Annotated in this window: 19 protein-coding genes; 9 read left to right on the top strand and 10 right to left on the bottom strand. The window is 62.5% G+C overall.

Translation table 11 applies throughout. The annotated features are described in order from the left end of the window. The first annotated feature begins 1 nt into the window (after position 1). The 5 genes from ACODTA_RS18405 (at position 2) to ACODTA_RS18385 (ending at position 6,906) form a co-directional block, all read left to right on the top strand. Positions 2–2,593, top strand: a complete 2,592-nt coding sequence (locus ACODTA_RS18405) for a cation-translocating P-type ATPase (RefSeq protein ID WP_489067436.1) — start codon at positions 2–4, stop codon at positions 2,591–2,593. A gap of 181 nt (positions 2,594–2,774) precedes the next feature. Beyond that, positions 2,775–3,200: a CBS domain-containing protein gene (locus tag ACODTA_RS18400; RefSeq protein ID WP_489067435.1), complete on the top strand. Its 426-nt coding sequence runs from the start codon at positions 2,775–2,777 to the stop codon at positions 3,198–3,200. A 260-nt stretch (positions 3,201–3,460) separates the two neighbouring features. Then, positions 3,461–4,117, top strand: a complete 657-nt coding sequence (locus ACODTA_RS18395; protein ID WP_489067434.1) for a BON domain-containing protein — start codon at positions 3,461–3,463, stop codon at positions 4,115–4,117. Between the two features lie 181 nt (positions 4,118–4,298). Further along, on the top strand, positions 4,299–5,594 hold the full coding sequence (locus ACODTA_RS18390) for a glycosyltransferase (protein WP_489067433.1): 1,296 nt from the start codon (positions 4,299–4,301) through the stop codon (positions 5,592–5,594). A gap of 136 nt (positions 5,595–5,730) precedes the next feature. Then, positions 5,731–6,906, top strand: coding sequence for a glycoside hydrolase family 130 protein (locus ACODTA_RS18385; protein WP_489067432.1), 1,176 nt, complete (start codon positions 5,731–5,733; stop codon positions 6,904–6,906). Positions 6,907–6,915: 9 nt separating this feature from the next. Here ACODTA_RS18385 and ACODTA_RS18380 read toward each other — a convergent pair whose 3' ends face one another. The 6 genes from ACODTA_RS18380 to ACODTA_RS18355 form a co-directional block, all read right to left on the bottom strand. Next, positions 6,916–7,563, bottom strand: coding sequence for an NAD(P)H-dependent oxidoreductase (locus ACODTA_RS18380; protein ID WP_489067431.1), 648 nt, complete (start codon positions 7,561–7,563; stop codon positions 6,916–6,918). 10 nt (positions 7,564–7,573) lie between these two features. Then, positions 7,574–8,560: a universal stress protein gene (locus ACODTA_RS18375; RefSeq protein ID WP_489067430.1), complete on the bottom strand. Its 987-nt coding sequence runs from the start codon at positions 8,558–8,560 to the stop codon at positions 7,574–7,576. A 714-nt stretch (positions 8,561–9,274) separates the two neighbouring features. After that, positions 9,275–9,679, bottom strand: a complete 405-nt coding sequence (locus ACODTA_RS18370; RefSeq protein ID WP_489067429.1) for a response regulator — start codon at positions 9,677–9,679, stop codon at positions 9,275–9,277. A 67-nt stretch (positions 9,680–9,746) separates the two neighbouring features. Then, a complete protein-coding gene (locus tag ACODTA_RS18365; RefSeq protein ID WP_489067428.1) occupies positions 9,747–10,370 on the bottom strand; it encodes a response regulator transcription factor in 624 nt (207 codons plus the stop codon). Next, positions 10,342–11,877: a PAS domain-containing sensor histidine kinase gene (locus ACODTA_RS18360; protein ID WP_489067427.1), complete on the bottom strand. Its 1,536-nt coding sequence runs from the start codon at positions 11,875–11,877 to the stop codon at positions 10,342–10,344. The genes ACODTA_RS18365 and ACODTA_RS18360 overlap by 29 nt, the downstream gene beginning before the upstream one ends. Before the next feature lie 53 nt (positions 11,878–11,930). Then, positions 11,931–12,269, bottom strand: a complete 339-nt coding sequence (locus ACODTA_RS18355) for a hypothetical protein (protein WP_489067426.1) — start codon at positions 12,267–12,269, stop codon at positions 11,931–11,933. Between the two features lie 772 nt (positions 12,270–13,041). Here ACODTA_RS18355 and ACODTA_RS18350 point away from each other — a divergent pair. Together ACODTA_RS18350 and ACODTA_RS18345 are read left to right on the top strand one after the other, a co-directional pair. Then, positions 13,042–14,208: an NAD(P)/FAD-dependent oxidoreductase gene (locus tag ACODTA_RS18350; protein WP_489067425.1), complete on the top strand. Its 1,167-nt coding sequence runs from the start codon at positions 13,042–13,044 to the stop codon at positions 14,206–14,208. Positions 14,209–14,388: 180 nt separating this feature from the next. Beyond that, the gene (locus tag ACODTA_RS18345) at positions 14,389–17,220 is read left to right on the top strand and encodes a TonB-dependent receptor plug domain-containing protein (RefSeq protein ID WP_489067424.1); all 2,832 of its coding nucleotides are present in this window, start codon (positions 14,389–14,391) and stop codon (positions 17,218–17,220) included. A gap of 25 nt (positions 17,221–17,245) precedes the next feature. Here ACODTA_RS18345 and ACODTA_RS18340 read toward each other — a convergent pair whose 3' ends face one another. Continuing rightward, the gene (locus tag ACODTA_RS18340) at positions 17,246–17,860 is read right to left on the bottom strand and encodes a TetR/AcrR family transcriptional regulator (RefSeq protein ID WP_489067423.1); all 615 of its coding nucleotides are present in this window, start codon (positions 17,858–17,860) and stop codon (positions 17,246–17,248) included. Positions 17,861–17,922: 62 nt separating this feature from the next. Here ACODTA_RS18340 and ACODTA_RS18335 point away from each other — a divergent pair, with 62 nt between their 5' ends. Further along, on the top strand, positions 17,923–18,909 hold the full coding sequence (locus tag ACODTA_RS18335) for an NAD(P)H-dependent flavin oxidoreductase (RefSeq protein ID WP_489067422.1): 987 nt from the start codon (positions 17,923–17,925) through the stop codon (positions 18,907–18,909). Between the two features lie 6 nt (positions 18,910–18,915). Here the strand turns inward: ACODTA_RS18335 and ACODTA_RS18330 are convergent, their stop codons facing one another. The 3 genes from ACODTA_RS18330 to ACODTA_RS18320 all read right to left on the bottom strand — a co-directional run bounded on the left by ACODTA_RS18330 (position 18,916) and on the right by ACODTA_RS18320 (position 20,416). Next, a complete protein-coding gene (locus ACODTA_RS18330) occupies positions 18,916–19,047 on the bottom strand; it encodes a heme exporter protein CcmD (protein WP_489067421.1) in 132 nt (43 codons plus the stop codon). Continuing rightward, positions 19,044–19,760: a heme ABC transporter permease CcmC gene (ccmC, locus tag ACODTA_RS18325; RefSeq protein WP_489067420.1), complete on the bottom strand. Its 717-nt coding sequence runs from the start codon at positions 19,758–19,760 to the stop codon at positions 19,044–19,046. Before ccmC ends, ACODTA_RS18330 begins: the two co-directional genes overlap by 4 nt. A gap of 86 nt (positions 19,761–19,846) precedes the next feature. Continuing rightward, positions 19,847–20,416 carry a TetR family transcriptional regulator gene (locus tag ACODTA_RS18320; protein WP_489067419.1) on the bottom strand — a complete coding sequence of 190 codons (570 nt, stop codon included), beginning with the start codon at positions 20,414–20,416 and terminating at the stop codon, positions 19,847–19,849. A 102-nt stretch (positions 20,417–20,518) separates the two neighbouring features. Here ACODTA_RS18320 and ACODTA_RS18315 point away from each other — a divergent pair, with 102 nt between their 5' ends. Continuing rightward, positions 20,519–21,289, top strand: a complete 771-nt coding sequence (locus ACODTA_RS18315; protein ID WP_489067418.1) for a class II aldolase/adducin family protein — start codon at positions 20,519–20,521, stop codon at positions 21,287–21,289. Positions 21,290–21,298 lie beyond the last annotated feature (9 nt).

Here is a 21,298-nt window from a genome sequence, read left to right as displayed (position 1 = left end):
GATGACGGATGCGGCGAATTTCCAGCCCCGGGGATTGACCGAGGCGGATGCGCGGGCGCGGCTTGAACACGATGGCCCGAACGAACTCACCGCGGTGCGCAAGCGATCCCTGGCGATCGTGGTCCTTGATGTGCTGCGTGAGCCAATGCTGCTCATGCTGCTGGCGGGGGGCTCGGTCTATCTGTTGCTGGGTGACGTCCACGAAGCTGTCATGCTGATCGTGTTCGCCGCTTTCTCGGTATTCGTCACCATCATCCAGGAGGCGAGGAGCGAACGCGCGCTTGCCGCCTTGCGAAGCATCGCCAGTCCGCGGGCGCTCGTCATTCGTGAAGGTCGACGCCGCAGCGTCGCCGCCCGCGAGATCGTCCGTGGGGATCTGGTGGTGCTTGCCGAGGGCGACAGGGTTGCCGCAGACGGCTGGGTCATCGAGAATGACGGGCTGTTGCTCGAGGAATCCTTGCTGACCGGCGAGTCTGTGCCGGTCGGAAAAAAGCAGATCGCGGATCATCAAGGCAACGGAATTCCAAGGCCGGGCGGCGAGGAGATCCCCTATGTCTTCGCCGGAACGCTTGTCGTGGGTGGAGGTGGCCTCACCCGTGTCGCGGCGACGGGCGCACTCAGCGAGATGGGCCGTATCGGCGGATCGCTCGCGCTTCTCGAAACGGGGGCGCCGAGACTGTATCGCGAGACCCGCCGCCTGGTGCTGTTGTTCGCGCTGGGTGCCGGGGTGGCGATCGTTGCAGCGGTGTTGCTCTACGGTTTGATGCGCGGTTCGTGGCTCGAGGCGGCACTGGCCGGGATCGCGCTTGGTATGTCGCTGCTTCCCGAAGAATTTCCCGTTGTCCTGGCGATCTTCCTTGCGATGGGGGCGCTGCGGATGTCGCGGGTCCACGTGCTCCTGAGGCGGGCGGCCGCAATCGAGACGCTGGGCGCGGCCACCGTGCTGTGCACGGACAAGACGGGCACTCTCACTGAAAACCGGATGCAGGTTGCGGAGCTGCGATTGCCGGATGGCAGTCGCTGTTCGCCGTTCGAGCAGGGGATTCTGCCGCCCGACTTTCGGCGACTGACGGAATTGGGGGTTCTGGCAAGCGCGGTCGACCCGTTCGATCCGATGGAAATCGCCTTTCACGATCTCGCGAGCGAGCAGAATGGTGACGGGCCGACGCCTGTGCAGGCCGACGCCCACAATCTGAAGCGTCATTATCCTCTCGAGCCATCGCTGCTTGCGGTTTCGCGCGCCTGGGCGCTTGGCGAGGAAGCCGACGATCATGTCATCGCATCCAAAGGCGCGCCCGAAGCCATTGCCGAACTGTGCGGACTGGACGAAGCGGCGCGCACTCAACTTCGGCCGCTGATCGATGCCATGGCCGGCAAGGGGCTGCGCGTGCTGGGGGTCGCCGAAGCACGCTGGCAAGGATCCGATCTTCCCAGCACCCATCGTGCCTTCGCATTCGAGTTCCTTGGACTGGTGGGCCTGCGCGACCCGCTGCGCAGTTCGGTTCCGGCCGCCGTTCGCGATTGCCGGAACGCGGGCATCCGCGTTGTCATGATTACCGGCGATTATCCTGAAACGGCGCGCGCAATCGCCCAGGCCGCGGGCATCGATGCGCATGATGTGATGACGGGCCAGATGCTCGACGGGATGGATGACGCCGAACTCGAACTGCGCGCGCGCGAGATCGGCGTGTTTGCGCGCATCCTTCCCGAGCAGAAGCTCCGGATCGTCGAGGCCTTGAAGCGCGGGGGCGAGATTGTCGGGATGACCGGTGATGGCGTGAACGATGCACCGTCGCTCAAGGCGGCCGACATCGGAATCGCAATGGGCAAACGAGGCAGCGAGGTCGCGCGCGAGGCGGCGGCGATCGTCCTGCTCGATGATGATTTCGGTTCGATTGCTGCCGGAGTGAGAATGGGGCGCCGCATCTACGACAATCTCGAAAAGGCGATGGGCTTCATTGTCGCCGTACACATCCCGATCGCAGGAATGGCGCTGATCTCGCTCGTTTTTGGACTGCCTATCCTGCTTGGGCCCGTTCACATAGCGCTTCTGGAAATGATCATCGATCCGGTTTGCTCGATCGCGTTCGAGGCGGAAACCGAAGAACCGGATATCATGCGACGGCCGCCGCGCAGCACTCGGGAATCGCTGCTTTCACTGCAGCTCATAGGCCGTTCGATCCTTCAGGGCGGTATGGCGCTCATTGCGGTGAGCGTCGTACTGTTCATGTTGGTATCGTCCAGCGTCGAACCGGCCGAGCTCCGCAGCACGGTTTTCATCGCTCTGGTCGTGGCGGTTATCGCATTGGTGCTCGCCAATCGCAGTTTCTCGGCCTCGCTTTCGGGCGCCTTGGCAAGACCAAATCCGGCCCTTGCGGCGGTGATGCTGCTGGTTCTGCTCTTGCTGGGACTTGCCGAGACCGTCCCCATGGTGGGCCGGATGCTCGGCTTTGCCGCTATTACGCTCCCTCAGGCCATGATCGCCCTGGGCACAGGAGTCGTCGTCCTGATCCTGCTCGAGGGGAGCAAGCATTTTCTGACCGATCGGCCGATATCGCGTTCGCTCGAACCAGGAGTGCCTTCCCCCTCGTGATCGCAGCCAGGGTGGCGAGGGGAGCAAGGATTTCCCGTGATCGGACGCGCCCGCCACGATGCGCCGGCGTTCCGACGGCATGCGTGAAATCACGAATTCAGATCGGCCGGCCGAACAGCGAAATTGTGTCGGCGATGCACGCCCTCGAGCGGCGGCACGCGACCTCTCAAGGAGATGACCAATGACCACGAAAGTTGCCGAAGCGATGCATGGCGGGGTCGAGTGGATTTCGCCCGATACCTGCATCCCCGAAATAGCGAGGATCATGAGGGACAAGGATATTGGTGCCATCCCGGTTGGCCAGAACGACAGGCTCGTAGGAATGGTCACCGATCGTGACGTCGCGGTGCGTGGCCTGACCAGCGATGGCGATACGGCGTTGCTGACGGCCGCCGATGTCATGACCAAGCCGATCGCCTATTGCATGGCGGAACAGTCCATTGAGGATGCGGTACGCCTCATGGAAGCGCTCAAGATCCGGCGCTTGCCCGTTGTCGACAGGGAAAAACGGATGGTCGGCATGCTCTCGATCGGCGACGTCTGCCATTGTGGCCAGCCCGACCTCGCTGTCGAGGTCATGAGCGCCGTCAGCAGTCATCATAGCTGACCACGACCTGCCGCGCTTTGGGAAACGTCCACCATCTCTATGCGGCCCCTGCCATACCGCGAGTCACTTTATCGGGAGTGCGATCGGGTTCCCCGAACGACGGTGGAAGATCCCTCTGCATCCGCGGATTGCCGGTTCACACGGCCGTTCTCGGCCATCGGCTCGCGAGCACCCCTACGTGTGATTGCGAATAAAATGCCGGCTCGCTGTTGCTCAGAATGGCGTTGCGGGCGGCATCCCCCACTCAAAGGAGAATCCCCATGAAGAAGACCGACAGCCAGTTGCAGCATGACGTGATGGCCGAACTCGAATGGGAACCGAGCGTTGACCATGCCGATATCGGGGTCGCGGTGCATGACGGCATCGTGACACTTTCCGGTTATGTGAAGACCTTTCCGGAAAAAAGTGCGGCCGAAAAGGCGGCGCGCCGTGTCGCCGGCGTCAAGGCGCTCGCCGAGGAGATCAAGGTCCGCTTCGCATCCGATCCGAAGACCGCCGATCATGAGATCGCCAAACGTATCGTCGACATGTTCGCCTGGAGCGTCTCGATTCCCGACGCGAAGATCCAGGTCAAGGTCGAGCATGGCTGGGTGACGCTGAGCGGCGCCGTCGACTGGAAATACCAGAGCGAGGAAGCCAGGCGAATCGCCGGTCGCGTCCACGGTGTCATCGGCGTGAACAACGTCATCGAGGTCAAGCAGCTGCCAATCGCATCCGACATCAAGGATCGCATCATGGCTGCATTCAAGCGCCAGGCCGATCTCGACGCCGCGAGCGTCAGCGTTTCGACGGATGGCGCTACGGTCAGATTGACCGGCAAGGTCAAGGCCTGGACGGAGCGCGGCATCGCCGAGCGCGCCGCCTGGTCGGCGCCCGGCGTCAGGAAGGTCGAAGACGATATCGTCGTCACCTACTGATTTCCATCATCGCAAGTGGCATGACGGCTGCGCGGACATTCCGCGTGGCCGTATGCTGTGTCTGTTCCGCACGAGTTCAAGGCTTTGCGTGCCCGGCCGATTAGTGGAATCCACAATCCCGCGACACCCTATGGTGCGGTAACCAATCCATTCTGCCGCTGCCTCGATCAGGAGTCGTGCCATGGTGGTGAATCCAGGATCCGTCATTCTGCGCCGGCGCTGTGCGCAAGCACCCGCCCTCAACATGTCGCGGGATACTGCGCTGCAGCCGATCAGGCACATTGCGCTGCTCGGAAATTTCCTGCCGCGCCTATGCGGGATCGCCACCTTCACCACCCATGTCCATGACGCATTGACCACACGGTGGCCAGGGCTGCGGGCCGACGTCTACGCGATGGTGGATCCCGGACGGCATTACGATTTTCCGCCGGCGGTTGCTGCCGTCATCGATCAGGAGAATGCGCGGAGCTATCGGGGCGCAGCGGAGCGGATCAACGAGAGCGGCGCCGAACTACTGTGGATTCAGCATGAATTCGGTATCTTCGGCGGCTCTGCCGGAGATTTGCTGCTCGGCCTTTTGTCGAGGGTGTCCATTCCCGTCGCGCTCACTCTCCACACGGTCCTGGAATGCCCCGACCGCGATCAGCGAAGGGTTCTGGAACAACTCGCCTCCACTGTTGCGACGATCATCGTAATGGCGGAGAAAGCCCGACGGATATTGATCGAGACCTATGCAATCTCCCCGGCCAAGATCGCCGTCATCGAACATGGCGTCCCTGATCGTGGATATGTCGCGCCTGCAGCTGCGCGACATTGTTTCGGCTATGAGGACCATAAGACGATCATGACCTTTGGCCTGCTATCGCCGGACAAGGGGATCGAGACGATGATCCGGGCCATGCCGGCAATTCTCCACCGTTGCCCCGGCACGCTCTACAGGATTGTCGGCGCCACGCATCCGCATCTCGTCGCACACGAAGGCGAGCGTCATCGTGACATGCTCAAGGCACTGGCGGACGAGCTGGGCGTCGCTCACGCGCTGCACTGGGAAGAACGTTTCCTTTGCGAGGATGCGCTTCTCGACAGGCTTGCGACAGCCGACATCTACGTGACGCCCTATCGCAATCCCCGGCAAATCACCTCGGGCACCTTGTCCTATGCTTTTGGCGTGGGCAAACCGATCGTCTCCACACCCTATATTCATGCGACGGAATTGCTGGCGGACAATCGCGGGCGGCTGGTAGGGTTTGACGACGACCGAGCGATGGCCGATGCGATAAGTTCCCTGCTTATCGACGATGCGGCCCGATGTGACATGGCGGCAGATGCGTATCGCCGGGGCCGCGCCTTCACCTGGGGGCGGATGGTGGACCGCGCAATGGGGGCGTTTGTCGATCGTTCGCGAGCGCCCGCTATCCGGCCTGTCTCGAGCATTTCCGCGGCAACATCGCGAGCGCCGCTCTCCGCATTGGCCTGAGCGGGTGGACGCCGGAGATGCTCTCACCTTACGCCCCGTTGGCCGGGTGCTTCGGCCACAACCCAAGCGGGTCGTTCTGCGCCCTTTTGTTCCGGCAGAGAATGGCGATGGCTCAATCGGTGCAGCCGGATCGCGTGTGGCGCGGATCGCCGCGCGGGTGCTGGGGCTTTCGCCGGACGCGCTCATGGATGAACTCACACGCGTCCTCGCCGACTTGAAAGGGCGTCATGATGATCCGGTGCATGTCCTGAGGCGACGATATTACGATATGGTCGAACCCCTGGTGCGCGGGCAAGCGATCGGTGAGGAGCAGGCCCTTCTGGCGGGCGCATATCTGACCGAGGAATATTCGTTTGAGGCTGCCGCACTCTTTAACCCAAGCCTTGTGGTCCACCCCGATCAGCAGGGGGTGGCCAAAGGTGCCGTCCGGCTCGTCATTTCCTTGCGCGCAATCGGTGAGGGACATGTTTCATCGATCAGCTTCAGGACCGCGATCTTTGACGGTGCGGGGGAATTGACGGTTGAAGAACCGGTCGCTCCGGCATTTTCGCCAGCGATCGAGGCTATACCCGGCGGTGCACCCGACGATCCCGGGGTGCGGCTGCGCTACAGCGGGCACGACAATCTGTCGCAGATCGTGATTTTCCCGGTCACCTACAGGCAGCGCCACGGCATCGAGGATCTGCGACTGGTGCGCTTCGTCGATGACGACGGTCTGGTCAGCTATTTCGGAACCTACACCGCGTTCAGCGGCGAAGCGATCCGTTCGGAGCTGCTGCGCACGACTGACTTTTCGAGCTTCGAACTGAGCGCGTTTCGCGGCCGCTTCAGTGATGCCAAGGGCATGGCGATGTTTCCGCGTCGTATCGACGGCCGCTACGCGATGCTCGGCCGCCAGGATCATGAGAATATATGGCTGCTTCGTTCGAACGATCCATATGGCTGGGACGAAGGTGAGGTGCTTGTATCACCGCGCTTTCCTTGGGAGTTCGTTCAGCTCGGCAATGGTGGTTCGCCGATCGAGATCGAGGAAGGGTGGCTTGTCCTCACCCATGGCGTTGGGCCGATTCGCAGCTATTGCCTGGGCGCCTGCCTGCTCGACAAGGCGGACCCTCGCAAGCTGATCGCGCGTTCGACGGTTCCCATCGTTCGTCCGGGGCCGGATACGCGTGACGGCTATGTACCCAATGTCGCCTATAGCTGCGGTGCGCTCGCGATCGGCCGGACACTGCTCCTGCCCTACGGCGTGGCAGACACATTCACGACTTTTGTGACGATCGATCTTGATATGCTGGTGGCGCAGATGCGGTAGCAGCCGCTGTCAGTTCCTTTGGGCATCCTCGAGAGCGGCCTGCGCCGCTGCGGCATGCCGTCGCTGCCCGATCGCGGCACAGCTGCTGCGCGCCGTTTCAATCGTCCGCCCCAGGATTTCACGGACATATTTCTCGCGAGTCCCTTCAACGACGGCGTCGAAATGCACGTGCTCGGCAGAGCAGAATCCGAACAGTTCGGCGATATAGTTGTCAAAGGCGCGCCGAAGCGACCCCCATTGGCCCCGTTCGTTGAGCCAGGGCAGCGTCGTCGCCGAGGTCGAGAATGTCAGCAGATGCTTGTCACGGCAGCTCAGGGCCATGCTGCCGGCCTTGATTCTCGTGGGATCGAAGCCTGCGCCCAGCACGCGCTCGATATAGCCCTTGATGATCGCAGGCGGCGTGCCGATCCAGATCGGATAAACCAGTACCAGCGCATCGCATGCGCGAAGCCGATCGATTTCATCCGAGATGTCCTTGGTCGTCGAGGGACTGCGCAACAGAGGATCGAAACCGATCGCGTACAGGTCGCGGATATCCGCCTCGTGCCGGCATTCTTCCACGCTGCGCCGATAGGTCTGGGCAACCTGATGATTAAGGCTATCGCCGCGAGGATGGCCAAGGACGATGAGATGCCGTGGGGGAGAGGCAGATGCCATCACCTTCGCCTCAATGCGCCAGCAACACCGGAATCGGTGCTTCGCGCAGCATCCTGCGGGTGACGCCGCCCAGCATCGCCTCGACCATCCGGCTGTGACCAAAGCCGCCCATAACCAGATAAGCGGTTTTGACGTCGCGGATCTGGGCAAGAATCTCGCTGCTCGCCCTGTCGCGCGCGGTGCGGCGGCAAATGGTTGGCTTGATATCGTGCCGTGAGAGATATTCGGCAGCTTCGAACGCCGGAATCTTGATCGAGCCGTCATCTACCTCAAGCAGCGTGACCCTTTCCGCCCGAGCGAGAAGGGGGACTGCTGCCCGAAGAGCGGCCTCCGCCGCCCTCGATCCGTCCCATGCGATCAATGCGTGGCCGAACGCGTCGAAGCGACGGATGTCTTCAGGGACAGCAAGCACCGGCTTGCCCGACGTCACGATGGTCTCGCTCGCAGCTCCCAACATGTCGGGATATTCGACGCTGTCCAGCTGCCGATTGACGACGATGATATCTGCCAGGGTCGCCGCATGTCGAATCGCCAGCCTCAGATCGTCCGTGACGTCAAGCCAGTCATAGGGCATGCCCTCAACGGCGAGCCGGCCTTCCATCCGCGCCCGGTTCGCGCGTTCGACGGATTCCTCATCGGCCATCAGCAATGCCGCGCCACCGAACAAGGCATAGTCATCAGCCATTGTCGGCAGGATCGAGACGTCGAGACAGGTGAGATGACCATCGAGCGCCCGGACGAGATCGAGGGCGCATTGGAAACGCGCCTCCTGGCCGGCGTCGTCGTGCATCAGGACCAGCACATTCTTCATCGAGAGTCTCCATCTGCCTGGTGACTCAATGCTATCGACGCCGCCGCTCGCGCTGAATTGGGTTATGTACGTACCGTTGCCCTTAACCTCGAGGGCGCGATCCCAGCGCGAATCGAAGCGTCCTGGCGCACCAAGCGCCCAGACCTGAGCGATCAACCGATGGTGCTGGAACGGTTTTTCGAGCACTGTCGGAAAACCTGTGTCAAGCGTTCAACGCAGAAGATCGCAATCGCCTTTCAGCAATGTCGATTTCGGTGGGATTCTAAGATCAAACGAATCGGGCGTGCAAATTATCGTCGTGGCTCAATCGTAGGATCATGCTGATATATTATGTCCACGTGCCTCTTTGACCTGCGCTTGAAGCATCGGCAAATCCAAGGCGGTCGACCCATATTTGGGCGACGGCGGCCCTGAAAGGGGAGGAAGCGGTTGCCGCGGATGGCAGGCTGAAAGTGAAATCCCAGCGAGCGCTAAGATAAAAAATTCGATTCTCATCAGTCTTCTCCCGAAATCTTGTAGTCCTGTTGGTGAAGCGCGGAATCACCATTGCTCGAAAGCTGGTCGCGCACATCTGGGAGAAGTATCCCAGTTCTGACGAGATTTAGAATTAGGAATTCTACGCACCCGAGTGATCCGTGCAGGGTGCAGTCTGCGGGGCGAAGATGTACGAAACCGATTGCGTTGCACCCGCAGGAAGTCGGCTCAGGTCGGGAAGTCGAAAAATAGCTTCACGTAGGTTGTCGGACGTGACTCAAGCTATCCACGGTGCCGGCTGGCGGTGGTGGCGATATCAACCAATGGACCAGGAATGGGCAGGCATGGATTTGCGGTTGTTGCGTAAACCGCGCTGTCTAAGTTCTGAATTTCAGAGAGGGCCGGCAGCCATTCGTTTCTCTGATCTCAATATGGCATCATCCCAAGTGTATCTTCTGCCTGGATCGCTGCGATCAACCGATGGTGCGGGATCGGTTTTTCGAGCACCGTCAGAAAACCCACGTCACGAGCCCTGGCGACGAGATCGGAAGACGTAGAGCCGGTTATCAGCACCGCACGTCCCGACCAGCCTTGCCGCTTGAGCGCGCGAAGCAGAGTGATGCCATCGGAATCGGGAAGCCGATCATCGATGATGAGCACGTCGGCCTGGGAGGTGGCCTTGTCGTCTAGCACATTTGCGGCGGCGGGGAATGCGCGCACGTCGAAACCTTGCGCGAATAATCGCAGCTGGAGCGCGCGCCGAAGCGCGGCGTCGTCCTCTACAAGAACCAGTTTGGGCCGAGAGTTCGACCGGGACGGTTTGGCTGACAAGCGCCGGGATCCTTACATTTCTCATCCCGTGATTGCGCTCGATCGGCCGCCCAGTCGCTACGTATTGCTACGAGGATTTGCTCTTCCCGAGTCCCGCGGCAAACGCGATCCTCAGCGCTTCGGGAAAGCTTACGACACCGAGCTTGGTCATCATGTTGGCGCGATGCACCTCGACCGTACGTGCCGATATGCCGAGATCATAGGCGATCGTCTTGTTCGGATAGCCCTGGGCCAGACCGTCGAGCACCTCGCGTTCGCGAGCAGAGAGCGCCGAGATCCTGATTTGAGCGTCCTGCTCCGACGTCGCGACCTGATCTGATCGGTCGAGCCTTGCGAAAGCATTGTCGATAGCCTGCAGGAGCGTTGCCTTGTCCGATGGTTTTTCGAGGAACTCGACCGCACCGTCCTTCATGGCCTGAACCGCCGCGGCGATATCGCCATGACCGGTCAGCATGACCACCGGCAGGGTCACGCCCATTGCATTCAGCTCTCGCTGTACTTCGAGCCCGTCCATCTCGGGCATGCGAATATCGAGGAGGATGCAACCGGGTTCGGCATGACGCACTTCCTTCAGAAAGGCGGCGCCCGAGACGTGCTGCTTCACCTCGAAGCCTGAAGTCTTCAGTACGAAGCTTACCGACCGGCGTATCGCCGGATCATCGTCAACCAGATGTACCAGTCTCTTTTCCATCGCCTGCCTCGACTTCCCCATTCATCAGCGTGAAGTGAAAAACGGTGCCGCCGCCCTGACGCGGCTCGGCCCAGATGCGTCCGCCATGCGCCTCGACGATCGTCCTGCAGATCGAGAGGCCGAGACCCATGCCGTGATCCTTTGTCGTGGTGAAGGCCTCGAACAGCCGCGGCATCATCTCGGACGGAATGCCCGGGCCAGTGTCCGCAACGGATATGTGGACCAGTCCGCCGGGCGCATGCTCGGTTCGGATCGTAAGGTCGCACACGGCACATCCCGCAAGCGCCTCGACCGCGTTGCGCAACAGATTGACCAGCACCTGCTGGATCTGGATCCTGTCGACCAAGACATGCTTGACGCTTGGTTCAAGCTCGAAAAACGTGCGGATTCCGCGCTCGCGAGCGCCGATTAGAGCAAGACGGCTTGCCTCGTCGATCATGTGGTGAAGGTCCTCGACGCGCTTTTCGACTTCGCCGCGCGCGACGAACTCCCGCAATCGACGGACGATGTTGCCAGCGCGGAGCGCTTCCTGCGCTGCTTCATCGAGGGCCTCGTGCAGGGTCTCGCGGGTGTCGCCGTCAGGCTCGGCGAGCAGGTCGCGCGCGCCTTCCATGAAATATGTAATCGCGGCGAGCGGCTGGTTGAGTTCGTGTGCGAGTGTCGATGCCATCGTTCCCATGGCGCTGAGGCGCGAGACATGGACGAGCTCGGATTGCAATTCCTTCAAGCGCAGTTCCGAACGCTGCTGCTCGGTCAGATCGCGAATGAAGCCGGTGAAAATGCGATGATCCTCGCTGGCCGCCTCGCCGACCGCGAGTTCCATCGGGAAAATGGTGCCATCCCGGCGCTGGCCGGAGACGATACGGCCAATGCCGATGATACGCCGTTCCCCCGTTTCGATATAGCGGCCAAGATAATCGTCATGACGGTCCCGATCGGGCGACGGCATGAGCATTGCGACATTCTTTCCGACCACTTCGGATTCGCTCCAGCCGAACAGGCGTTCGGCTGCACTGCTGAACGACAGGATCGTCGCCTGATCGTCGATCACGATCATCGCATCCGGCACGGTCGCGAGGATCGAGCGCAAGTGAAGCTCGCGCCGTGCCAATGCGGACTCCGAGGCTTTGCGCGCGGTGATGTCGTACAAAGTCTGTCCGAAGGCGCGCAAAGCGCCAGCTTCGTCGCGCAGAGCCACAAGGGTCGCGTCAGCATAGAATTCCGAAGCGTCGCGGCGCGCGCGCCAGCCCTCTTCGCGCAGGCGCCCCTGCGTCCGTGCCCGGTCCAGATCGATCTCTGGCGCATGGGCCTGTCGTTGATCGGCCGGATACAGCAATTCGAAATGCGCGCCCAGGACATCGGCCGGATCCCAGCCGGTCAGCATGCTGGCGCCACGGTTCCAGGACTTGATCCGACCATCGGTGTCAATGAGAAACGATGCGCGGTCATCGACGCTATCGATGAACAGCGCAAATTCTTCTGGATCGGGCTGAGTTCGGTCGATCATGGCCTCACATTCGCGGCAATCGGGTTAGATTCCATCCGGAGCAATGCGCAGGATTACGAAGCGGCCTCCAGTTCCTTTTGCCGCCCTGGCACATCGAGACGGTACGCTGACCTGTGGTGCATCGACGCTGTTCTCCGGCGGCTGACCCAAGATGGATCAAGCAGGCCATTTGCCGGCTGTTCGGTTCTTGCCGCGATTGTATCGCAGGACGTGGCGCCCGTCACGCTTTCAAAGCTGCTCAGAATGAACGGGAACATCATTTCCGGATCCCGGACTGGGAGGAACGCCTCAAACGCCTGGAGATCCGGTGGTTGAGCGGGATTGGAGAGATGGTATTTCCGTTCGCCGCTGGAGCGATACTCAGCAACCAACCAGGTGTCCTCACCGGGCATATGCTGCGCTCCTATGCTGCCGATGCGTTGCGGCGCGCCCCTCACAAAAGCTGTCTCTCCACAAATCACGCAATCTCGGCCTTGAGAATCCCAAAAATCACAAATCTGCCAAAGTAATGCCAGCTTCCTGCGGCTAAGGTGTCTTCGAGAAGAAAGCATATGAATAAATGTCTGAACATGTTTGGGTAGCGCGGGCTTAGTGATCGTCTTGAGATTGATCTTCGTTTTTTGCGTTATGCGACAGGGCCATCCGACTGTGCAACAGTGTATGATGCTATCCATAAATAGAAGTGTCTGCCATTATAAAAGGGTATAAGTAGAGGTGGCGTAACCTGGCTCTTCAAACAGACAAAATAGCCCGACGCTGTGAGCTTCTGAAGATCATGATGGAAAATTATTCTTCGAGGTATTTATGAGGTATCGAGCGGTGCTGGCACGTTATCATGTATTTCATTTGAATTGGTTGTAACAATTTTGTGGTTCCAGCCCCTGTCCACCATCCCCGATCGAGGCATTCGCAAATGTCTCAGCGGGTGAGGCTCTCCGGCGAGACTCGTTTCGACCGGTCAGGTCGATCTCGTCCGATATCGCCGCTTTCACCATATTTCGCACCGGAGCCATCGCGCTCCTCGCGGCTATGCGCGATCGGACCCCATTTCGCCGCTGCGCTTCGATCTCTATTTCGAAATCGAATATCATTCGCTAGGACTCCTATGTCCTAGGCATTCGGGCGCGCAGAACTGTGCGTACCGAAGAGATGATTGGTGATGCAGTGGAAGTTTCTGATTCGAATTTCGATCCCGCGATCCCGATGGCGCTAGGCGATCGCAAGCGCATTCTCGTCATTGGCGGCGGCATTGCCGGCATCTCGCTCGCCTATGAGCTTGCCTGTTCGCATCGGGTCACCATCGTCGAGGCGGAAGCGGTGCTGGGCTATCACGCCACCGGGCGATCCGCCGCCATGTATGTGGCCAATTACGGCAATGCCGCGATCCGCGCGCTCACCCGCGGGAGCCGGGGCTTTCTGCGCACGCCGCCTACCGGCTTCTCCGAGATCCCGATCCTGCGCCCGCGCGAAACGCTCTATATCGCGAACGAGGCGCAGGCGGATGCGCTCGCATGCGAAGAATATGCGGCGCTCGATCTCCTCTCCGTCGAACAGGTGCGGGCGCGGGTTCCGATGCTTCGCCCGTCTGCGGTGGTTGCCGGCCGGCTCGACCGGGACAGCGCGGAGATCGAGGTCGATCTTTTGCATCAATGCTATGCGCGCGCCGCACGGGCGCGCGGCGCTGTCCTGTCGCTCGGTGCGCGCGTCGAGGCGGCGACGTGGGCGGGGTCGTTCTGGTCGGTGCAAACCTCGGCGGGCACTGTGGAGGCGGATATCGTCGTCAACGCGGCGGGTGCATGGGCCGACCGGATCGCCCGCCTGTTCGGCGCCGCACCGGCTGGACTGGTCCCGATGCGGCGGACCGCCGTGCTGATCGACCCGCCCGCCGGGCTCGACCTCGATACGCTGCCGATGGTGATGACGGCCGAGGAGGATCTGTATTTCAAGCCCGATGCCGGACTGCTCATGGTGTCGCCTGCCGACGAAACCCCGGTCGAACCCTGCGACGCCCAGGCGGAGGAATGGGACGTCGCCGTCGCGATCGATCGCCTGCAACATCATTGCGAGATCGATGTGCGTCATGTCCGGCATCGCTGGGCCGGGCTGCGCACCTTCGCGCCCGATCGCTCGCCGGTTGTTGGCCATGACGATGCCTTGCCCGGGTTCTTCTGGTTCGCCGGCCAGGGTGGCTATGGCATCCAGATCGCGCCGGCGCTGGCCAGGCTGGGTACTATTCTGCTCGATGACAGGGCCGGCAACGTCGATGCCGATCATGCGCTTTCGCTGATCGCCGATTTCTCGCCACGGCGATCCTCCGATCGAAGAGGCTGATTCAGAACAATAAATCCTGATCCCTCGGGCGCCGCCACTCGACTGCGATTATGCGTTATCGATAAAATATGCGATAACGAAAAAAATAATTCGCATAGTGAATTCTCGCTGCTATCAGGATGACGACGGGAATCGGGGCTGCCGGCCTGTCGTCCACAGTCCAGAAAAAGGGGGGAAGTCATGGGATCGATCACCGGGTTCGCGGCGCATTGCCGGGCAACGACGTCATTGTGCGCGACGGGCGCGATCATTCTCGCCGCATTCGCCATGCCAGCCGCCGCGCAGGATGCACCGGCGCCGCAGGATCAGGTGGCCGTTCCCGAAGACGATGCGCAGGCGCCGGAGATCACGGTCACTGGATCTCGCATCGAACGCAGCGGTTTCGTCGCGCCCACGCCGACATCGGTGGTCACCGCCGAGGAACTCGGCATGGCCGGCGTCGCGACAATCGGCGATATCGCGCTGAAGCTTCCGCAATTCCGCTCGGGGCGCAGCTCCTACGCCACGCATACGGGCGGCAATGTCGGCGGCAATTATTTCAACCTGCGCGGCCTTAGCGGTTATCCGGGGCCGAGCCGGACTCTCACCCTGGTCGACGGTCGTCGACCGACGCCGACCGGGAACGACGAATCCTTCGACGTGAACGTGATTCCATCGGGCATCATCGACCGGGTGGAGATCGTCACGGGCGGCGCCTCCGCCGCTTATGGTTCGGACGCTGTCGCCGGCGTCGTCAACATCCTGCTGCGCAAGGATCTTGAGGGAATCGAGGGTTCGCTCCAGGGCGGGCAGACCTTCCGCTACGCCGACGCGCGTGAGATCAAGGGCACGCTCAGCTACGGCACGCGCTTCGCCGACGATCGCGGGCATCTGATGCTGTCGGGCGAATATTACGACAATAGCGGCATCGGACGGGTCAGCTCACGCAAATGGGCGAAGCCCAATTGGGGGTTGATCGCCAATCCGGCCTATGTGCCGGGCAACGGCCAGCCCGCCGTGCTGTTGGGGAGCGATGCGCGCATGGCCAACGCCACCTATGGCGGCCTGATCGTCAACGGCGCGCTGAAGGGGACGCAATTCCTGCCCGGCGGCATTCCTGCGGCGTTTAATCCCGGCATCGCCAGCGTGGGCGCCGCGGGCACCTTCGGCGGCGATGGCCCGAATGTCGGCGCGACGCTGAAGCTGCTGGTGCCGACCGAGCGGATCACGCTGTTCGGACGCGCATCCTATGACCTGAGCGATGATGTCACCGCCTGGGTCGAAGGCGGCTATGCCCGGCTCTATGGCGACGATCGCGCGACGATCCCGTCGTTCAATTTCGGCAATATCATCATCCAGCGCGACAACGCCTATCTGCCCGAATCGCTGCGCAACGCGATGGCCGTCGCGGGCCAGACCAGTTTCGCGATGAGCCGGCTGAATTCCGATTTCGGTTTCTACGGAAACAGCGCGCTTTCAAGGCATCGTCAGGCTTCGGCGGGCCTTGCCGGCAAGTTCGGCGACGGCTGGAAATGGGATGTCAGCGCCAGCTATGGCAAATATGATCAGCGCCAGAATTATGTGAACGACACGATTACCCGCAATCTGGCGCTTGCGACCGACGCGGTGCTCGATCCGGCAAGCGGTCGCATCGTGTGCCGCTCCACGCTCACCGCCCCCGGCAATGGCTGCGTGCCGATCAACCTGTTCGGCTCGGGATCGCCCTCGCAACAGGCGATCGACTACGTTACCGACGATTTCACGCATCGCCAGCGCGTACGCCAGACCAGCATCGCCGCCAGCATCCAGGGCGAACCCTTCTCGCTCTGGGCGGGCCCCGTCTCGATCGCGGTCGGCGGCGAATATCGTGACGAGACCGTCTCGCTCACCGTGGCGCCGCTCACGGCGGCTTTCGGCCATGGCATCTTCAATGGTCCGTCCGCCGGGCCGGGCACGATCAAGGTCAAGGAGGCGTTCGCCGAAACCGTCGTGCCGTTGCTGCGCGACGTACCCTTCTTCAAGCGCCTGGACCTCAACGGCGCGATCCGCGTGACCGACTATAACACGACGGGCACCGTCGCCACCTGGAAGGTGGGGATAACCAACGAGATTACCAGCGATCTCCGTCTGCGCGCGACGCTCTCGCGCGATATCCGCGCGCCCAATTTCAGCGAACTCGCCGCGACCGGCGCCGCCAGCTATTTCCCCGTCATCGATCTGAACGGCGAAGCGGTGACCGTCGCCGTGCCGACCAATCCCAATCCGCTGCTGAAACCCGAAATCGCCAGGACGCTGACCGTTGGCCTGGGTTACCAGCCGTCATGGGCGGGCGATCTGCGCATCTCGGTCGATTATTACGACATCAAGATCGACGGCGCCATCACCACGCTGACGGCGCAGCAGATCATCAACGGTTGCCGCGGTGGCCAGGCGGATCTCTGCTCGCGTCTTGTTCGCGACGGTGCCGGCAAGCTGACCCAGGTGATCAACGGCCGTTTCAACGCGCAGACGCTGAAGACCAACGGCATCGACATCGAGCTCTATTATTCGCTGCCGCTCGAACGGATCAGCGCGGACATGGGCGGGAAACTCTCCTTCCGTGGCAGCGCCAGCTATACCGACAGCTATGAATCGCGGCTGATGGGCCAGGTCATCCAGTCGGCCGGCGTCATCTTTCCGCACTGGAACGCGACGGGCGCCGTCACTTATTCAAATGCCGGCTGGGATCTCCAGCTTTCGGGCCAATATGTCGGCAGCGTCCAGTATAACGGCACGCCGGGCAGCAGCCAGCCGATCGGCCTGGGCATCGACAAGTTCCCGGACCGTTTCTATCTCGACGCCTCGTTCCAGCATCAGCTCGTCAAGCGCGACGGGCTGAACATCCAGATCTTCGGCAATATCGAAAATCTGCTCGACAAGGCGCCGCCGATCATCCCCAGCTTTGTCGGCCCGGTCAGCCCGATCGTGTCGAACTATACGCTGTACGATCCGATCGGCCGTCGTTTCACGCTGGGCGTACGCTTCAAGCTGTGAGCCGGCGATTCCGCCGCGGGCCGCGCTAATCGGAAAGATACCGCGCGGTCGCGGCGGAAACGGCGCCGTCGAAGATCGCGTTCGCCAGTGCCGGAGACCCGCTGAGCGCACGCAGTTCCAGGCTGATCGCGCCGTGCATCGCCGCCCACAGCACGCGCGTCGCCAAGTCGGTCTGTTGATCGTCGAGCCGGTCGTTGCTGTCGCGGATCGCCTGGCGCAGCGCGGCGAAGGTGCGCCAGGCGCGGCGGCGCGCGTCTTCCGAGGGCGTGAAGCCCGCCACCGCATCGCCGAACATCACCGCATAGCGGTCGGGATGCGCCAGCGCGAAGCGGCGATAGGCATCCGCCATCGCCGTGACGCGCTCGCGCGGGGTCAGCGTATCGACGCCGCCGTCCAGCATGGCTTCCAGGCCGGCGAACGCGTCGAGATACACCGCCTCCAGCAATCCGTCCTTGCCGCCGAAAAGCGTGTAGATCAGCTTGGCCGAGGCATTCACCCGCTCGCCCACGCGTCGCACGGTCAACCCGGAAAGACCGTCCTCGTTCAGGATCGCGCGCGCCGCGTCGATCAGCGCCCGGCGTGTCGCCGCGCGCACCTGCTCGCGCGCCTGTCTCGCATCATAGTGGGCCATTGCGGTCATTCTGGAATCATGGCAACGATGATGCAAGTGGAAACAATGTTTCCAGATTTGGGAGGATGGACATGACGGAACACGCGATGGGCACGGTGCTGGATGGGCTGGCGGATCGGCTTTCGGTGCCCGTGATCGCGGCGCCGCTTTTCATAATCTCCAATCCCGATCTGGTGATCGCCCAGTGCAAGGCGGGGATCGTCGGTTCCTTCCCGGCGCTCAACGCCCGGCCGGTCGCGTTGCTCGACGAATGGCTACACCGCATCACCGAGGAGCTTGCCGCCTGGGATCGCGACAATCCCGATCGCCCGTCGGCTCCCTTCGCGGTCAACCAGATCGTCCATCGTTCGAATGACCGGCTGGAGCAGGATGTCGAATTGTGCGTGAAGCATCGGGTGCCGTTGATCATCACCTCGCTCGGCGCGCGCGAGGACATCAATGCCGCGATCCACGGCTATGGTGGTGCCGTGATGCACGACATCATCAACCAGCCTTTCGCACGCAAGGCGATCGAGAAGGGGGCAGATGGGCTGATCGCGGTGGCGACGGGCGCGGGTGGCCATGCCGGCGTGCAATCGCCCTTCGCGCTGGTGCAGGAAATCCGCCGATGGTTCGACGGGCCGGTCGCGCTGTCGGGTGCGATCGCGACGGGCGGTGCTGTGCTCGCCGCGCGCGCGATGGGCGCGGACTTCGGCTATGTCGGGTCGGCCTTCATCGCGACGCGAGAGGCCAATGCGTCCGAAGCCTATAAGCAGGCGGTGGTCGATGGCATGGCGGCGGACATCGTCTATTCGAACCTCTTCACCGGCGTGCACGGCAACTATCTCCGCCCGTCCATCGTCGCGGCCGGGCTCGACCCGGACAATCTGCCCGAATCCGATCCCAGCCGGATGGATTTCGGCTCGGGCGGCGGCAGCGATAAAAAGGCCTGGCGCGACATCTGGGGGTGTGGCCAGGGCATCGGCGCGATTGATTCGGTGCCGGGGACGGGCGAACTCGTCGCGCGGCTGGCTGCGGAATATGGCGCGGCGCTGGGCAGGCTGAGCCGCGCCGCCTGAGCCAGTTTAGTCGGAGCGGGGGCGATCCCTGGTGGCGCTCTCCGCGCGCCGCATCGATCGCCATGCCCAGAGCATGACGCCGCCGATGCCGAGAACGGCCATGCCATATGCGGCGATGATGAAGGGCCAGTGGTTCATTCCGTCGCCATCCGCCTGAGCCGCGCCTCGGTCTGGATGCGCGCCAGATCGGCGCGCATCAACATCAGCACGATCGCGCCGAAGAGCAGCACGAAGCCAAGGGTGGTCAATCCCAGAGGCCACAGCATCGAACTGTCGATGCTCGACCCCTTCAGCGTGATGCTCGGCCCCTGGTGGAGCGAGTTCCACCAGACCACGGACCGGTTGATGATGGGGATGTTGATCACGCCGATCAGGCCGAAGATCGCGGCGCTCTTGCCCACCTGTCCGCGATCCATCGTCGCGTTGGCCAGCGCGATATAGCCGAAATAGAGGAACAGCAGCACGAGCATCGAGGTCATCCGCCCGTCCCATTGCCAATAGGTTCCCCAGGTCGGCCGCCCCCAGACCGATCCGGCCCCCAGGCAGATCGCGGTGAACAGCGCGCCGGGCACCGCGATCGCGCGCGCGGCAAGCCCAGCGAGCGGATGCCGCCAGACGAGCTGCGCGAGGCAGGCGATCGCCAGCGCGCTCCAGCTGCCCATGCCCAGCCAGGCGGCGGGCACATGGACATAGAGGATGCGGACGCTGTCTCCCTGCAGATAGTCCTTCGGCGTATAGAAGAGCCCTGCCGTCATGCCGGCGATGGAGAGGATCAGCCCGCTCCAGACCAGCCAGGGCGTGAGCGGCCTGGCGATCGACAGGAAGCGGCGCGGATTGGCGTAACCATGCATCAGTCTGATCGCCTCCCCCCGAAACCCCGCAAACCTCTGGCGCGGGAAGGCCCGACTGGCAAGGCCAGAGTCGAGATGGCTCGCCTTCAACTTTCCAGCAGACGTTCCAGCGCCTCGCGATAGACGCTTGCATCCACGCGCGTGGCGTCGCTGAGCGCTTCGAGCGTCAGGCCGTTGCCGATCGCGAAGAACAATGTCGCCGCGCGCTCCAGCCGCGCTTCGTCCGCCTGGCCATGGTCGACGATCGGGCGCAGCAGGGCGATCACTTCCTGCCGCAGCCGCCCGCGCACCGCCGCCAGCGCCGCCGCCGTCGCGGGCCGGCGTGATGCATGGAGCGCGAATTCGGCGAAGGCGGCGGACCATGCCGCATCCTCGATCGCGCTTTTCGCCAGGAACGCCGCCATGCGATCGAGCGTGCGGGCTTCGTCCGCGTCTCCGCCCCCTTCTCCGTCGTCCGCCGCCCCGCGATAGCGCGCGATGGTGTGGCCGACATGCGTTTCCAGCACCGCCAGGAACAGTTCGTCCTTGCCCGCGAAGTTCGAATAGACCGCGCCCTTCGTCAGCTTCGCGGCGCGGGCGATATCCTCCAGCGACGCGGCCTGGAATCCACGGGCGCGGAACAGCGCCTCCGCCGCGTCCAGAACCGCTTCCCTCACCTGCTTTCGCGGTGTCCTCAATCCTGCCTCCCAATTTCGATACCGACGGTATTGACTCTGCGTATCCCGCGCGACCATAGAGGGGAAGAGGAGAGGTCGCCCATGAAAATCGCGACGATCAGCCAGGCGCGCCGCCTGGAAATGAGCCCAGCCGAAGCCCGGCTGCGGGAGGATCTGGCCGCCGCCTATCGGCTGGTCGCGCTTCAGGGGTGGGACGATCTTCTGTTCACCCATCTTTCGGTGCGCATCCCCGGGCCGGATCACCATTTCCTGCTCAATCCTTTCGGGCTGATGTTCGAAGAGGTGACGGCGTCGTCGCTGGTCAAGGTCGACCTCGACGGCAATGTGATCGAGCCTGCGGAGGCCCGGATCAACCCGGCGGGCTTCACCATCCATTCGGCGGTGCACGCCGCGCGTGCCGACGCGCAATGTGTGATGCATCTCCACACCGTCGCGGGCGTCGGCGTGTCGTGCCAGGAACAGGGGCTGCTGCCCATGCACCAGGAAGCGATGCTGCTTCAGGCGCAGCTCGCCTATCATGACTATGAAGGGATCGCGTTCGATCATGACGAGCGCCCCCGCCTCGTCGCCGATCTGGGCGACGCCCTCTACATGATCCTGCGCAACCACGGCACCTTGGTGGTTGGCCGTTCCGTCGCGGAGGCTTTTGCCCGCATGTACCATCTCGAACGCGCCTGCCAGATGCAGGTGGCGGCGACGGCGGGCGGTGCGGCGCTCCGCTGGCCGGGCGAGAATGTGCAGGCGGTGACGCGGCGGCAGGGCGCCGATCAGCACCAATGGGTGGCGGACGATTATATCTGGCCCGCCTTGCTGCGCCGGCTCGATCGGCTGGGATCCGATTTCAGGAATTGAGAACCGCAT

The sequence above is a fragment of the Sphingomonas sp. FG14 genome, from assembly GCF_057809675.1.
Note: the sequence above shows the minus strand (reverse complement) of the source record. Positions and strands in the feature narration are given on the sequence as shown.

Coding starts and splice junctions, on each gene's coding strand:
- ccmC (WP_489067420.1), bottom strand. CDS start 19,760: ATGCATGGTTACGCCAATCCGCGCCGCTTCCTGTCGATCGCCAGGCCG.
- ACODTA_RS18365 (WP_489067428.1), bottom strand. CDS start 10,370: ATGGAAAAGAGACTGGTACATCTGGTTGACGATGATCCGGCGATACGC.
- ACODTA_RS18355 (WP_489067426.1), bottom strand. CDS start 12,269: ATGCCCGGTGAGGACACCTGGTTGGTTGCTGAGTATCGCTCCAGCGGC.
- ACODTA_RS18380 (WP_489067431.1), bottom strand. CDS start 7,563: ATGGCATCTGCCTCTCCCCCACGGCATCTCATCGTCCTTGGCCATCCT.
- ACODTA_RS18360 (WP_489067427.1), bottom strand. CDS start 11,877: ATGATCGACCGAACTCAGCCCGATCCAGAAGAATTTGCGCTGTTCATC.
- ACODTA_RS18340 (WP_489067423.1), bottom strand. CDS start 17,860: ATGACCGCAATGGCCCACTATGATGCGAGACAGGCGCGCGAGCAGGTG.
- ACODTA_RS18405 (WP_489067436.1), top strand. CDS start 2: ATGACGGATGCGGCGAATTTCCAGCCCCGGGGATTGACCGAGGCGGAT.
- ACODTA_RS18345 (WP_489067424.1), top strand. CDS start 14,389: ATGGGATCGATCACCGGGTTCGCGGCGCATTGCCGGGCAACGACGTCA.
- ACODTA_RS18390 (WP_489067433.1), top strand. CDS start 4,299: ATGGTGGTGAATCCAGGATCCGTCATTCTGCGCCGGCGCTGTGCGCAA.
- ACODTA_RS18335 (WP_489067422.1), top strand. CDS start 17,923: ATGACGGAACACGCGATGGGCACGGTGCTGGATGGGCTGGCGGATCGG.
- ACODTA_RS18395 (WP_489067434.1), top strand. CDS start 3,461: ATGAAGAAGACCGACAGCCAGTTGCAGCATGACGTGATGGCCGAACTC.
- ACODTA_RS18315 (WP_489067418.1), top strand. CDS start 20,519: ATGAAAATCGCGACGATCAGCCAGGCGCGCCGCCTGGAAATGAGCCCA.
- ACODTA_RS18400 (WP_489067435.1), top strand. CDS start 2,775: ATGACCACGAAAGTTGCCGAAGCGATGCATGGCGGGGTCGAGTGGATT.
- ACODTA_RS18330 (WP_489067421.1), bottom strand. CDS start 19,047: ATGAACCACTGGCCCTTCATCATCGCCGCATATGGCATGGCCGTTCTC.